Source organism: Mesorhizobium sp. P3_A8 (assembly GCF_056402995.1).
The window spans coordinates 159,767-173,817 of record NZ_JBFUGI010000013.1; the positions used below are offsets into that span (position 1 = coordinate 159,767).

The 14,051-nt window shown below is 63.3% G+C and carries 14 protein-coding genes and 1 tRNA gene; 7 read left to right on the top strand and 8 right to left on the bottom strand.

Features of this window, described 5'->3' with window-relative positions:
* Positions 1-348: 348 nt before the first annotated feature.
* Both AC1DX4_RS27545 and AC1DX4_RS27550 read right to left on the bottom strand, forming a co-directional pair.
* Positions 349-425 (bottom strand) — tRNA-Arg (locus AC1DX4_RS27545).
* Between the two features lie 84 nt (positions 426-509).
* Positions 510-1,673, bottom strand: coding sequence for a M20 aminoacylase family protein (locus AC1DX4_RS27550; protein WP_477223304.1), 1,164 nt, complete (start codon positions 1,671-1,673; stop codon positions 510-512).
* A 234-nt stretch (positions 1,674-1,907) separates the two neighbouring features.
* On the opposite strand from AC1DX4_RS27550, the gene AC1DX4_RS27555 reads away from it, so the two are divergent.
* Positions 1,908-3,074, top strand: a complete 1,167-nt coding sequence (locus AC1DX4_RS27555) for a D-alanyl-D-alanine carboxypeptidase family protein (protein ID WP_477223305.1) — start codon at positions 1,908-1,910, stop codon at positions 3,072-3,074.
* 4 nt (positions 3,075-3,078) lie between these two features.
* Entirely contained in the window at positions 3,079-4,200 is a 1,122-nt protein-coding gene (locus AC1DX4_RS27560) for a CobW family GTP-binding protein (protein ID WP_477223306.1), read from the top strand.
* A gap of 16 nt (positions 4,201-4,216) precedes the next feature.
* Here AC1DX4_RS27560 and AC1DX4_RS27565 read toward each other — a convergent pair whose 3' ends face one another.
* From AC1DX4_RS27565 to AC1DX4_RS27585, 5 genes are all read right to left on the bottom strand, one after another.
* Complete coding sequence (locus AC1DX4_RS27565; RefSeq protein WP_477223307.1) at positions 4,217-4,456, bottom strand: sulfurtransferase TusA family protein; 240 nt, start codon at positions 4,454-4,456, stop codon at positions 4,217-4,219.
* An 8-nt stretch (positions 4,457-4,464) separates the two neighbouring features.
* Positions 4,465-5,796 (bottom strand): L,D-transpeptidase family protein, encoded by a 1,332-nt coding sequence (locus AC1DX4_RS27570; protein WP_477223308.1) that lies wholly within the window; start codon positions 5,794-5,796, stop codon positions 4,465-4,467.
* 241 nt (positions 5,797-6,037) lie between these two features.
* Positions 6,038-6,988: an acetyl-CoA carboxylase carboxyltransferase subunit alpha gene (locus tag AC1DX4_RS27575; RefSeq protein WP_477223309.1), complete on the bottom strand. Its 951-nt coding sequence runs from the start codon at positions 6,986-6,988 to the stop codon at positions 6,038-6,040.
* A 98-nt stretch (positions 6,989-7,086) separates the two neighbouring features.
* A complete protein-coding gene (locus AC1DX4_RS27580) occupies positions 7,087-8,004 on the bottom strand; it encodes a site-specific tyrosine recombinase XerD (protein WP_477223310.1) in 918 nt (305 codons plus the stop codon).
* Between the two features lie 9 nt (positions 8,005-8,013).
* Positions 8,014-8,166, bottom strand: coding sequence for a hypothetical protein (locus tag AC1DX4_RS27585; protein WP_015315495.1), 153 nt, complete (start codon positions 8,164-8,166; stop codon positions 8,014-8,016).
* Between the two features lie 211 nt (positions 8,167-8,377).
* Here AC1DX4_RS27585 and AC1DX4_RS27590 point away from each other — a divergent pair, with 211 nt between their 5' ends.
* The 5 genes from AC1DX4_RS27590 to AC1DX4_RS27610 all read left to right on the top strand — a co-directional run bounded on the left by AC1DX4_RS27590 (position 8,378) and on the right by AC1DX4_RS27610 (position 13,571).
* Entirely contained in the window at positions 8,378-8,989 is a 612-nt protein-coding gene (locus AC1DX4_RS27590; protein ID WP_477223311.1) for a shikimate kinase, read from the top strand.
* Positions 8,986-10,122, top strand: a complete 1,137-nt coding sequence (gene aroB / locus AC1DX4_RS27595) for a 3-dehydroquinate synthase (protein WP_477223312.1) — start codon at positions 8,986-8,988, stop codon at positions 10,120-10,122. The genes AC1DX4_RS27590 and aroB overlap by 4 nt, the downstream gene beginning before the upstream one ends.
* 1 nt (position 10,123) lies before the next feature.
* Positions 10,124-11,008: an HlyC/CorC family transporter gene (locus AC1DX4_RS27600; RefSeq protein ID WP_477223313.1), complete on the top strand. Its 885-nt coding sequence runs from the start codon at positions 10,124-10,126 to the stop codon at positions 11,006-11,008.
* Positions 11,009-11,094: 86 nt separating this feature from the next.
* On the top strand, positions 11,095-11,895 hold the full coding sequence (locus tag AC1DX4_RS27605) for an alpha/beta hydrolase (protein ID WP_477223314.1): 801 nt from the start codon (positions 11,095-11,097) through the stop codon (positions 11,893-11,895).
* Positions 11,896-12,017: 122 nt separating this feature from the next.
* Positions 12,018-13,571 (top strand): acetolactate synthase large subunit, encoded by a 1,554-nt coding sequence (locus AC1DX4_RS27610; protein WP_477223315.1) that lies wholly within the window; start codon positions 12,018-12,020, stop codon positions 13,569-13,571.
* Positions 13,572-13,596: 25 nt separating this feature from the next.
* Here the strand turns inward: AC1DX4_RS27610 and AC1DX4_RS27615 are convergent, their stop codons facing one another.
* Positions 13,597-13,899, bottom strand: a complete 303-nt coding sequence (locus AC1DX4_RS27615; protein ID WP_477223316.1) for a BolA family protein — start codon at positions 13,897-13,899, stop codon at positions 13,597-13,599.
* Positions 13,900-14,051: the final 152 nt, after the last annotated feature.

Sequence of the window (14,051 nt, forward strand, 5' to 3'; positions counted from 1 at the left end):
ACGGGAATTCAAAATTATAGTTGTATGAGCATATTGATACATACGATGCGCGCCTGATGTCAATTACCAGGTTTTATTTGGTACGATAATAAAGCCTCAATGCTTTCTCGCGGTCGCCGGCTTCCGATCACTTCGGATGGCGGCTCGAAAACATACGAGCCCGGGCTTTGGTGCCAGGGCCTCGCGCCGCCATTGGCACTCAAGGCGCTATACCGGGTGAAGAATTGGTCATTGAAGTCTGAAGGCCCTCGCTGCCCGACATCGGACGGCTGGCGCGGCTTCCCGAACTGGCTTGTGGAGGATGTCGGCGTCACCGCCAAGCGGCGAGAGTGGTCAACAGAATATGCATGGTGATCCCGACAGGAATCGAACCTGTGACCTACAGATTAGGAATCTGCCGCTCTATCCTACTGAGCTACGGGACCACGCGGCCCGACACATAGCCGCTTCGGATCGTTTCGCCAAGAGGCCGGCCGCACGCAATCGGCCAGCCTTTTGTGCGGCGCTCGTCAGGCGGCGAGCGCGGTTTCCGCCAGTTTCACCCAGTAGCTCATGCCGTGCGGGATGGCCTCGTCGTTGAAGTCATAGTTCGGGTTGTGGAGACCGGCGGTGTCGCCATTGCCGATGAAGATGAAGGCCCCGGGGCGGGCCTCCAGCATGTAGGAGAAATCCTCGCCGCCCATCACCGGCTGGATCTCGCGGTGGACGTGGGCGTCGCCGGCGACGTTCGCGGCGACATCGCTGGCAAACACCGTCTCTTCGGCGTGGTTGAAGGTCACGGGGTAATTTGCCTGGTAGTCGACCTCGATCTTGGCGCCGAACGCGGTCGCCAGGCCGTCGCAGATGGTGCGGATGCGCTCTTCGGATTTCTTGGCGATCTCCTTGCGCAAGGTGCGCACGGTGCCGGCGATCTCGGCCGATTCGGGAATGATGTTGTAGGCGTCGCCGGCATGGAACTTGGTCACCGACACCACCACCGCCTCGACCGGGTCGGTGCTGCGCGAGGCGATGGTCTGCAACGCGCCGACCAGCTGGCTGGTGATGACGATCGGGTCGATCGTGCCGTGCGGCATCGCGGCATGGCCGCCCCTGCCTTTCACGGTGATGGTGAATTCGGCCGTCGCCGCCATGATCGGGCCCGGGCGGATGGCGAACTGGCCGACAGGCAGGCCCGGCATGTTGTGCATGCCGAACACTTTTGCGATGTCGAAGCGCTCCATCATGCCGTCCTTGACCATCTCGTTGCCGCCGCCGCCGCCTTCTTCCGCCGGCTGGAAGATCACCGCCACCGAGCCGGTGAAATTGCGCGTCTCGGCGAGGTATTTGGCTGCACCCAGCAGCATCGCCGTGTGGCCGTCATGGCCGCAGGCGTGCATCTTGCCGGGAACGGTCGAGGCGTAGGACTTGCCGGTGATTTCGTTGAGCGGCAGCGCATCCATGTCGGCGCGCAGGCCGATGGTGGCGCCTTCGCCCTGGCGGCCGCGAATGATGCCGACGACGCCAGTCTTGCCGAGGCCGGTGACCACGTCGTCGCAACCGAACTCTTTCAGCTTTTCGGTGACGAAAGCCGCCGTCTTGAAGACGTCGAAGTTCAATTCCGGTGTCTGGTGCAGATGCCGGCGCCAGCCGGCGACTTCGTCCTGCATTTCAGCGGCGCGGTTCAGGATTGGCATGATGGTTCCATTTCGTCGTTGGAGCAGCCGGCTTCAGCCTGGTGTACTGCAATTGTGCCGGGGTTTTGGAATTGTGATTGTCAGGCACTTTGCCATGTTGGCGTCACATAGGGTAAATAGCACCGCACCGATGCGGTCCGTTTTTGAGGGTCGGACTCATTATGCTGGCGGTCACGTAACGAAATCTTACGGAGCCAGAGGCAATCAGGGCAAGAGGCGATTTCGGATTCGATCATGCGGCACAGGCATTTCCTCAAACTATTCTCGGCTGGCGCAATCATGCTGTCGGTCGTGGCCGGATCGGTGCTGGCCAATCCGGTGGTTGTCTTCGACCTGAAGAATGGCCAGATTCTGCAGCATCAGGATGCGTTCAAGCGCTGGTATCCAGCCTCGCTGAGCAAGCTGATGACCGCCTATGTGACCTTCCGGGCGATCGCGGCCGGTGAAGTCCAGCTCGATTCGCCGATCAAGGTGACGAAGCATTCCGCCGGCGAGCCGCCAAGCAAGATGGGTTTCAAGCCGGGCTCGGTGATGCGGCTCGACAATGCACTGAAGATGATGCTGGTCAAATCGGCCAATGACATCGCCATGGCGGTCGGCGAGAATGTCGGCGGCTCGCAAGCCGCCTTCGCCGAAAGGATGAACGCCGAAGCTGCCCGGCTCGGCATGAACGGCACCCATTTCGTCAACCCGAATGGGCTCTATTCGCCGGACCAGTACACCACGGCGCGCGACCTCTCGGTTCTGGTGATGGCGATCCGCCGCGAGTTTCCGCAATATGCGCCATGGTTCTCGATCGAGGGCCTTGCGGTCGGCAAGAAGGAAATCCCGAACTACAATCTCCTGATCGGTCGTTATCCCGGCGCCGACGGTATGAAGACGGGCTTCGTCTGCCCTTCGGGCTTCAACATGATCGGCTCGGCGACCCGCAACGGCCGCACGCTGGTTGCGGTCGTGCTTGGTGAGAAGTCGGCGGTCAGCCGCGCCGAGGCTGCGGCAAAATTGCTCGACCAGGGCTTCGACACGCCGGCCGCCGGCACCGCCACCATCGCAACGCTGGCGCCTTACGGCGACACGGTCTCGCCCAACGACATGCATGACGAGATCTGCAAGAAGAAGACAAAGGAGGAACAGTCGGAAGCACCGCCCGCCGAGGCTCCCAAGGATGTGCCGAAGTCGCCCTATCAGGAAAAGCTCGACCATGTGCCGACGCTGGTTGCCGTCGGCCTCGGCGGCGCCACCGGTCCGGCACCGAAGGCGATGCTCGACCAGGGTGGGCAGGACTATGCCGATGTGCCGATCCCAAGCTGGCGGCCCGATCGGCCGGCACCGACCGGCGCTGGTGCGGCCATTGCCGGTTCCGCCGCGCAAGGCGACCAGCCGGCCAAGGTGGCGAACTAACCTGATGAGCGGCTTTCCTATCCCCGTTTCGGTGCTGACCGGCTTCCTCGGCGCCGGCAAAACGACATTGCTCAACCGGCTCCTGAAAGACCCGGCGCTGGCCGACACGGCGGTGATTATCAACGAGTTCGGCGAGGTGGCGATCGACCATCTGCTGGTCGAGCAGGCTTCCGATGGCATCATTCAGCTTTCGGATGGCTGCCTGTGCTGCACGGTGCGCGGCGAACTGGTCGACACGCTGGCCGACCTGGTCGACCGGTTGCAGACCGGCCGTATCGCCAGGCTTGCCCGCGTCATCGTCGAAACCACGGGGCTTGCCGACCCGGCGCCGGTGCTGCAGTCGATCATGGCGCATCCGGCACTTGTCCAGGCTTTCCGGCTCGACGGCGTCATCACGCTGGTCGACGCGGTCAATGGCAATGCCACGCTCGATGCCCATGTCGAGGCGGTCAAACAGGTCGCCGTCGCCGACCGCATCGTGCTGAGCAAGGCCGACATGGTGACCGATGCCGGCGATCTCGACACACTGCGGGCGCGCCTGCGGCGGATCAATCCGGGTGCCGAACTGCTCGATGCCGGCAACTCAAAAACAGGCGTAGCTGATCTGTTTGATTGCGGCCTCTACAATCCCGCCACCAAATCCGCCGACGTGCGGCGCTGGCTCGGCGAGGAGGCGGCGCACGATCACGACCATCACCATCAAGGCCATGACCACGCGCATAACCACGACCACAATCATGATCATGGCCACCGACACGATCAGCGCGTGCGCTCCTATTCGCTGATCCATGATGGTCCGGTGCCGTTTTCGGCTATAGAAATGTTCCTCGACCTGTTGCGTTCGACGCATGGCGAGAAGCTGCTGCGCATGAAGGGCGTTATTGAGTTGCAGGAAGATCCGTCGCGGCCGCTGGTTATCCACGGCGTGCAGAAGATCCTGCATCCACCGGCAAGGCTGCCGGCCTGGCCTGACGGCCAGCGCGGCACAAGGCTGGTGCTGATCACACTCGATATGCCGGAAGACTATGTGCGCCGGCTGTTTGCGGCCTTCACCAACCGGCCGTCGATCGACACGCCCGACCGCGCGGCGCTGGAAAACAATCCGCTGGCGATTGCCGGAAGATAGCAGTTCAGATCGAAATTCAGACAGTCTCGCCGCGTTCGACCAGAAAGCGATGACCACCGGAAACGGCTGACGTTTCTACCAGATGATGGCCGCTGTCAGCACAGAATGCCGGAATGTCGATGACCGCCAGCGGGTCGGTGGTTTCGAGCCACAGCCGGCTGCCTGGCCGCATTCCCGCCAGGCGCTTTTTCGCCTTGAGCACGGGAAGCGGGCAGTTCAGGCCCTTGAGGTCATAGATAGCGGTATCCGCGGCCAAGACTCGGCTCAGCCGCCGAACATGCCGAGCAGCTTGTTCTTCAGCTTCGTCACCCGGCTCTCATCGGCGCTTGCAGCTTGCGTTTCGGTTTCCGGCGCTGCCTCGGTGGGGGCCGCGATGGTGGCGGTGGCGACGGGGGCTTCCTTGGCGGCCTTGGCCGCTTCCTTTGCAGCCACGGCTTGCGCCTTGGCCGCTTCCTTTTCGGCCAGCGCCTGTGCCTTGGCAGCTTCCTTGGCCTGTTTGGCGGCCTCTATGGCGGCCAGCCGCTGCTCCTCGGCCTTCTGCTTGGCGGCTTTCTCTGCGTCGAGTGCAGCCATCTTGCGGCCAGCCGGCGAGTCGATGCGGCCCATGCGCGCCGTCTCGGTCACCGTGCCGTTGGAATTGAGCGACGGCGGATCGATCGGCACGCGCTCGCCGCGCGCCCGGCGCTTCGACCAGTCCGAAACGATGCTGGCTTCCTTGACGCCGGCAATGGTCGGCTTGGGCGGCGGTACGCTGGCCTTGAGTGCGCCGTTGAAATCCGCGTCGTAGGTGCTCTGATAGGCGTTGTAGGCGCTCTTCAGCGAATCCGGCTGCGTGGTCGCGGGGCACGCTCCGGTCGGATCGAATGTCTGGCCGTCGGCGGCGACCTGGTTGAAGACGTACCGCTTTTCGCAGACGTCCACCTTCGGCGGCACCTTGGTGATCTCGAAATTGTCGTAGCCGACCTTCAGCATCTTCCAGAACTCGTAGTTCGGGTCGCTGCGATAGCGCGCCATGTTGGCGGCAGTCATGCGGAACGGAAAGGCCTCGACCTGGAATTCGGTCTGCCCGCCCTGGAAGGCGTCGCGGCCGAAGGCATAGATCTGCTCGATCTGCGCATCGGTCATCGAATAGCAGCCTGACGACGAACAGGCGCCGTGCACCATCAGGTTCTGGCCGGTGCGGCCGTTGGCCTTATCATAGGCGTTGGGAAAGCCGATGTTGAAGGACAGATGGTAGTTCGAGCGCGGATTCATCTGCGCCGGACGGACCGTGTAGAAGCCTTCAGGCGCCTGGCGGTCGCCTTCGGTGTATTTGGGTCCGAGCTTGCCCGACCATTTGCAGATGTCGTAGCTCGCCACCATGTCGTAGCGGCCGTTGGTCTTGGCCTTCCAGATTTCGAGCTTGCCCTCTTCCTTGAAGATGCGCGCCATCACCGACGAGGTGCGGATCATGCCCTTGGCCTTCATGTCGGCGAGGATCTTGTCCGGCAGCGGCTTGTTGGCCTCCGGGGCAAAGTCCTTCATCGACGAATCATTGCAGCCGGCAATGGCTATCGAGGCGGCGACGACTCCGGTACGGGCGAGCTTGGCAAACATGGATACGGCTATGTCTTTTCCCTCGGGCCAATGGCTTCGAAACGGCCGAGCCCGCATGCTGAACACTGACGGACCGTAAGCCCGTTAACCTTGAAAATTCCTTACCGCAAGCCTCGGCTAACCCTTCGCGGCACTTTCATTGACCCGAATGCGGCGGCATTTTTGTGGCGAAATTGCTCATTGCCGCCACATTGCTGTGGGCGCAGGGCTTCCGATGGCCTTGTTCCGCCATCGGAGGGCGTCAGAGGCTGCGGCCCATCGCCAGATATTTCTCGCGGCGCTGCTCGCGAAAATCGGTGTTGGCGCCGGCAAATTCCTTCATCGTCTTGGCGATGAGGTCGCCGGTCGCGGCAATAACCGTTTCGGGGCCACGCTGGGCGCCGCCCATCGGCTCGGGAATGATGGCGTCGATGATCTTCAATTGCAGAAGATCCTGCGCGGTGATCTTCATATTGGTCGCCGCATCCTTCAAGCGGGTGGTGTCTCGCCACAGGATCGAGGCCGCCCCCTCAGGCGAAATCACCGAATAGATGGCATGTTCGAGCATGTAGACGCGGTTGGCGGTGGCGATGGCGATGGCGCCGCCCGAACCGCCTTCGCCGATGACCACCGAGATCGACGGCACTTTCAGGCCAAGGCAAGCTGAGGTCGAGCGCGCGATGGCTTCGGCTTGGCCACGTTCTTCAGCACTGACGCCGGGATAGGCGCCAGCGGTGTCGACCAAGGTCAGAAGCGGGATCTTGAAACGGTCGGCAAGCTCCATCAAACGCACCGCCTTGCGGTAGCCTTCGGGGCGCACGGAACCAAAATTGTGTCTCAGGCGGCTCGTCGTGTCCGAACCCTTTTCCTGGCCGATGATCGCGATAGGCTCGCCGCGAAAGCGGGCAAAACCGCCAACGATCGCCTGGTCCTCGCCGAAATTGCGGTCGCCGGCGAGCGGCGTGAAATCGGTGAACAGGCCCCTGATGTAGTCGACGCAGTGCGGCCTGTCGGAATGGCGCGCCACCTGTACCTTCTGCCACGGCGTCAGCGCCTTGTAGAGTTCGCGCAGCGCGTCGTGGGAACGCTTCTCGAGCCTGGCGATCTCATCGGCGACATCGACCGCCTCGCCGTTCTCGGCAAGCTTCTTGAGCTCGAGGATCTTGAGCTCAAGATCCTGCACCGGCTTTTCGAAATCCAGGTAGTTGTACATGCTTGAGCGGACCGATGCGTCGGAAGGCAAGGACTGCGGAACCGTTGAAACGAAGGTTCCGGGCGGTGAAATGTCGTCCTCACATAGCGATATGAGGCCTAGTCGGCAAGCGGATGATGATCGTTGACCAGCCGCACCAGCCGCTCCTCCAGCACATGGGTGTAAATCTGTGTCGTCGATATGTCGGCATGGCCAAGCAGCTGCTGAACGGCCCTGAGATCGGCGCCGTTCTGCAGGAGATGGCTGGCGAAAGCATGGCGCAGCACGTGCGGCGATATCTTCGCTGAGGCGATGCCGGCGCGCGCCGCCAGCCCTTTCAGGTCACGGGCGAAGACCTGGCGCGAGAGATAGCCGCTGTCCGATGCGGCCGGAAACAGGAACGGGCTGTCGGCGAAGGCAGGCACCTTGGCCCGAGCGGCAAGCCAGGTCTTCATCGCTATGCGCGCCTTGGCCGATAGCGGCACCATGCGCTCCTTGTCGCCCTTGCCGCGCACCATGAAGAAACGGTCGTCGCGCTGCGCCACCGTCACCGGCAGGCCGACCAACTCGGAAACGCGAAGGCCCGTGGCGTAGAGCACCTCGACCAGCGCATGCAGGCGAAGGGCGGCCAGCCGGTCGGCGTGACCGAGCCCGGCGTCGCCGGCTTCCTGCGCGGCGCGGTCGATCAGCCGGCCGGTGTCGGCCTCACTCATCGTCTTGGGCAGCGGGCGGCCCTTTTTCGGGCTGTCCAGCGTGCCGGTCGGGTCATCCGCGCGCAGGCCCTCGGCGTAGAGGAATTTGAAGAACTGGCGGATCGCCGACAGTTTGCGCGCCTGCGAGGTCGGCGCGAAGCCGCGCGCGGCGATGTCGTCGAGGTAGGCGCGGATATCGGCGGCGGCGGCACCAGCGAGCCCGCCACCGATCTCGCTCGAAGCGTCTTCGAGGTCGCGGCGGTAGGAGGACAGCGTGTTCTCGGCAGCACCCCGCTCGGCGCTCATCATTTCCAGGAAGGCCTCGATGCGGGCGGCGCTGTTCATCCTTGAGGATCAGTTCTTCTTGGGATTCAGCTTTTCCGGCGGGATACGCACGCTCATCTCCGCCTTTTTCGGCTCGACGAACATCACCAGTGCGAACATCGTACCATAAGCAATGCCGGCCAGAATCGCGAGGGTCACGACAAAGCGAAACAGTGTCGGCATCAATTTTCGCCCGTCTTCTTGTTCTGCGTTTCCAAACCCTGTGCCCTTATGGGACGCCAATCCGGCCAATTCAAGGAAGAAGCGGAGGCCTGTTAGCAACTTCTGATGCAGCCATCCCCCGGCCGATATACGCTTGCCCGTGCTCGGCACGCTTGACGCAAACCGGCTTTTCATGTCGATACGCCGGCAAAGAGGGCCCAAGAAACAGCTGATGAACGCTCACCAGGCAAATCCTCCAGGCGAGACCCATGCCGCGCTGCTTGGCCGGCTGGGCAGCCGGTCCATTGTCTTTGTCGGCCTGATGGGCGCCGGCAAGACGGCGATCGGCCGCAAGGTGGCGACGATGCTTTCGCTACCCTTCATCGACAGCGACCAGGAGATCGAGAGCGTCTCGCGCATGACCGTGCCCGAGCTGTTCGAGCGCTATGGCGAGACCGAGTTCAGGGCGCTGGAGCAGCGCGTCATCCTGCGCGTGCTGGAGAACGGCCCGCAGGTGCTGTCGACCGGCGGTGGCGCTTTCATGAACGCGCAGACGCGCGAGGCTATTGCCGCGCATGGCGTGTCGGTGTGGCTGAAGGCCGAACTCGACCTTCTGATGGACCGGGTTTCGAAGAAGCAGAACCGGCCACTGCTGAAAAGCGCCGATCCTCGCGCCGTGCTGGAGCGGCTGATGGGCGAGCGCTATCCGGTCTACGCGACTTCCGATGTCACCGTGCCGACCCGCGACGACCGCAAGGAAGTCATCGCCGCCGAGGTGCTGGACGCACTGTGCCGGCATTTCGGCATCGATGAAATCGCAGCGACGGGCGAGGTCGAATCGTGAGCGCGGATCAGCCCGTCACCGTCGAAGTCGGGCTTGGCGACCGTGCCTACGACATATTGATCGGCTCCGGCCTTTTGTCGCGCGCCGGTGAGGAGATTTCGCGCCGTCTGCCCGGCACGCGCGCCGCTGTCATCACCGACGAGAATGTCGCCGCCGCGCATCTCGATACGCTGAAGGCCGGGCTTGAGAAGGGTGGTATCCAGCCCACCGTCATCACGATGCCACCAGGCGAGAAGACCAAGAGCTTCGCCCATCTCGAGGCAGTGGTCGACGGAATTCTGGCCGCCAGGCTGGAGCGCGGCGATGTCGTCATCGCGCTGGGCGGTGGCGTCATCGGCGATCTCACCGGTTTTGCCGCTGGCATCGTGCGCCGCGGCATGAATTTCGTGCAGGTTCCGACCTCGCTGCTGGCGCAGGTCGATTCCTCCGTCGGCGGCAAGACCGGCATCAACAGCCCGCGCGGCAAGAACCTTGTCGGCGTCTTCCTGCAGCCCAAGCTGGTGTTGGCCGACACGCAAGTGCTCGACACGCTGCCGATCCGCGAATTCCGCGCCGGCTATGCCGAACTCGCCAAATACGGGCTGATCGACCGGCCGGAATTCTTCGCCTGGCTGGAAGCGAACTGGGAAAAAGTCTTCGCCGGCGGGCCGGAGAGGGGAGAGGCCATTGCCGAAGCCTGCCGCGCCAAGGCCGATGTCGTCGCCCGCGATGAGTTCGAGACCGGCGACCGGGCGCTGCTCAACCTTGGCCACACATTCGGCCACGCGCTCGAAGCCGCCACGCAGTATGATGGAACCCGGCTCGTCCATGGCGAAGGGGTGGCCATCGGCATGGCGCTGGCGCACCGGTTCTCCTCGCGGCTCAACCTCGCCAGCCCCGACGACGCGGCACGTGTCGAGACGCATCTGCGCGCCGTCGGCCTGCCCTGGCGGATGGCCGATATTCCTGGCGATTTGCCCGATGCCGAGGCGCTGCTTTCCTTCATCACCCAGGACAAGAAGGTGTCGCGCGGCGCGCTGACCTTCATCCTGACGCGTGGCATCGGCCAGGCTTTTGTTGCCAAGGACGTGCCGGCCTCGGAAGTGCTGTCGTTCTTGAGGGAAAACCACCCAGCCAACGGGAAAGCCGGCTGAGATGGACAATGGCTGGACCGTCGTTGCCGTTCTTGCCATCCTCATCCTGCTGGTCGTTGCCGTGCGCACACGCCTGCTTGCCATGTTCGGCTACGAGCTGTCGCGCATCGAGCCGCAGCGTTCGAGCCAGGACGAGTTGCGCGGCGCGGTCGACGATTTCCGCCGCGACGGCCAGGTGGTGCGCGAGGACCGCGACCGCATTGGCGGCCTGTTCGACCTCGAAGAGCTTGAAGTCTCCGACATCATGGTCCACCGCACCAACATGCGCTCGGTCAATGCCGACAATGCGCCGGAAGCGGTGGTGCGCGAGATCCTGCAGAGCCCGCACACCCGCATGCCGCTGTGGAAGGGCTCGCTCGACAACATTGTCGGCGTGCTGCACGCCAAGGATCTGCTGCGTGCGTTGAACGAAGTCGGCAATGACTTTTCCAGGATCGACGTGATGAAGATCGCCTCGAAACCCTGGTTCGTGCCCGACACCACGACCTTGCAGGAGCAGCTCAACGCCTTCTTGCGGCGCAAGGCGCATTTCGCCGTCGTCGTCGACGAGTATGGCGAGGTCGAAGGGCTGGTGACGCTGGAGGACATCATCGAGGAGATCGTCGGCGAAATCGCCGATGAGCATGATGTCGATATACAGGGCGTCAAGCAGGAGGCCGACGGCTCCGTCGTCGTCGACGGCAATGTGCCGATCCGCGACCTGAACCGGGCGCTCGACTGGAACCTGCCGGATGAGGAAGCGACCACCATTGCCGGCCTCGTCATCCACGAGGCCCAGTCGATCCCCGATGAGAAGCAGGCTTTCACCTTCCACGGCAAGCGCTTCATCGTCATGAAGCGCGACAAGAACCGGATCGCCCGGTTGAGGATCAGGCCGGTCACGTGACATCACTGTAGGCTACGTTACCAATCCTTCATTGGAACTTCGTGGCGTCCCGGTGCATTTTGCGCCGGGCAGCCAGGAGAAAAATGATGATCGATCGGCGAACCCTGCTTCTGGCTTCGATGGCGGCTCTTCTGCCGGCGAAGACTTTTGCGCGCCAATCGTCGCCATCTCCCAAAACCTTCGACTACGGCCCGGCCAAGCTCGATATCTACGCGCCTGATGGCGCGAAAAACCTACCCGTGGTGTTTTTCGTCCATGGCGGGGCCTGGGAGTTTGGCAAGCGCAGCCAGGTGGGCGCCAAGCCGGCTTTCCTGCTCGCCAACGGCTTCTGTTTCGTTTCGATCGATTACCGCATGCTGCCGGAGGCCGATGTCGCCACCCAAGCCGGTGACGTCGAAAAGGCCTATGCCTATGTCAGGGCCAACATCGCCGGGCATGGCGGCGACCCCAAGCGCATTGTCGGCATGGGCCATTCGGCCGGTTGCCACCTGATCGCGCTGACTGGCATGCGTGGCGGATTGCCTGGTGTCGCCGGGCTGCTGCTCGACGATACCAGGGCCTATGACCTGGCGGCGCTTGAGAAGAATGGCGGCATGGTCCGGGCCTATGCCCGGGTCTTTTCCGATCCCTCGCAATGGGCGGCACTTTCGCCGGCCAGCTATGTCGGCGGCCGCAAGCATCCGCCGACTTTCATCGCCTATTCCGGGGCTTCTGGCCGTGGCGAGGATTCGAAGGCCTTTGCAGAACGTCTGCGGGCCACTGGCACGAAGGTCACGCTGTTCGACGGCAGCGCCTACACGCATATGTCGATCAACCGTGATTTCGGCGAAGATGGTGATGCGCTGACGGCGGTTGCGCTGACATTCCTGAAATCGACGGTCGGCTGATCCCTGCCGATTTCCGCCCGCCACCCATCCCTGTCACTGGATCATGCCAAAAGCGGCGGCGGGATATTGCCGTTCGGACATCCGTGGGCGAATTTGCTCTTCATGAGAGGGAGAAAAACTGCATGAATGGCGCCGATGTCCTGTGCGACGTGCTGCTGGCCAATGATGTGACGGTCTGCTTCGCCAATCCCGGCACGTCCGAAATGCATTTCGTCGCCGCGCTCGACCGCAAGCCTGAGATGCGTTGCGTGCTCGGCCTGTTCGAGGGCGTGGTGACGGGCGCGGCCGATGGCTATGCGCGCATGACCGACCGTCCCGCCGCGACGCTGCTGCACACCGGTCCGGGCCTCGCCAATGGGCTGGCCAATATGCACAATGCCCGGCGTGCGTTCAGCCCGATGATCAACATCGTCGGCGACCATGCCTCCTACCATCTGTCGCTCGATGCGCCGCTCACCAGCGATATCGAAGGCCTGGCGGCGCCGATGTCCAACTGGGTGCGCCGTATTTCGGGGCCAGCCGATGTCCAGCCGGCCACGGAGGCGGCGTTTCGCGCCTCGCTGACGCCGCCCGGCGTCACGACGCTGATCCTGCCGGCGGATGCTGCCTGGGGCGGCGCCAACCCGGCCACACCGGGCAAGGTCGTTCTCGCATCGCCGCCGGCCGTCGACAGGGATGTCGTACGCGAGACCGCCGCTGCGATCCGTGCGGCTCCGGGCCGTGTCGGCATGATCGTTCGCGGCCGAGCCGCGAGAGCCGATGCGCTCGAGATCGCCGGCCAGATCTCGACGGCCTGCGATGTCCGCCTGTTCAGCGAGGTTCTGATCGCCCGCATGCAGCGCGGTCGCGGCCGCGTCGCACCGACACGCATTCCCTATCCAATCGATGCGGCGACGGCGCTGCTGCGGGATATCGACGTTCTGGTGCTGGTCGGCGGCAAGGAGCCGGTCGCCTTCTTCGCCTATCCGGGAAAACCGGGTCGGCTGGTTCGCGACGACTGCCAGGTGCTGACGCTCGCCGCCCATGGTCAGGATTTGCATGCGGCGCTGGAGACGCTTCGTGATGAGCTTGGCGTCAAGCCGTCGCAGCATGCGGTGTTCGCGACCGCTTTCCCGGACGAGGCTGCGCCGAGCGGCAGGCTGACGGACGACGCGATCGCACTGTCGGTGGCGCGCAAGCTGCCGGACAATGCGATCGTCTGCGACGAAGCGGTCACCTCGGCTAGGCGCTTCTTTGCCTTGTCGGCCTTTGCCGCGCCGCACGATTACATGATGGGCACGGGCGGATCGATCGGCGGCGGCATTCCGATGGCAAACGGGGCGGCGATCGCCTGTCCCGACCGCAAGGTGATCAATCTGGAGGCCGATGGCAGCGGTATGTACACCGTGCAGGGCCTGTGGACGCAGGCGCGGGAAAATCTCGACGTGGTCACGATCGTCTTTGCCAACCGCACCTACGCGATCCTGCATGGCGAGATGCGCAATGTCGGTGTCAATGCGATCGGCGAGAACGCCAGGCGCATGCTCGACCTCGACCATCCCGCGCTGGACTGGGTGTCGCTGGCCAAGGGCATGGGCGTGGAAGCAGCGCGCGCCGACACGTGCGAGCGGTTCGACGCGTTGCTGGACAGAGCCTTGTCGCGGCGTGGGCCGTTCCTCATCGAAGCGGTGATCTGAACGCCCCGCGAAAGGCCGAACGGACCTACCAGCGGGTCTTTTCGCCGGGAGCCGCGGGTTCGATCGCGAGCGCGTGCACGCCGGCCTTCAGTTCGTCGGCGAGCAATTCGTTGACGGCGCGGTGGCGGTCGATGCGGCTCATGCCGACAAAGCTGGACGAGACAACGCGGACGCGAAAATGCGTTTCGCCGGTACCGTCATAGGCGCCGTGATGGTCTGAGCCGTGATGATGGTGGCCGGCGTGGAGATGGCTTTCGTTGATGATGACCAGCCGCTCCGGCGAAAATGCCTTGTTGAGCTTGTCTTCCATGGTCGCCTGTATGGACATCGCCGTCTCCCTTCACCACATATGGCTGGCGCACCAGCGTGAAAACCGGAAACCGGTTTCACAAGGGGGCCGCTGTTTCGCAACTAAATTCGCCATTCGCCTGCTTTAAGCCGCGATTCAGCGGTTAGGGCGATGATCGCGAAAATGTCAAT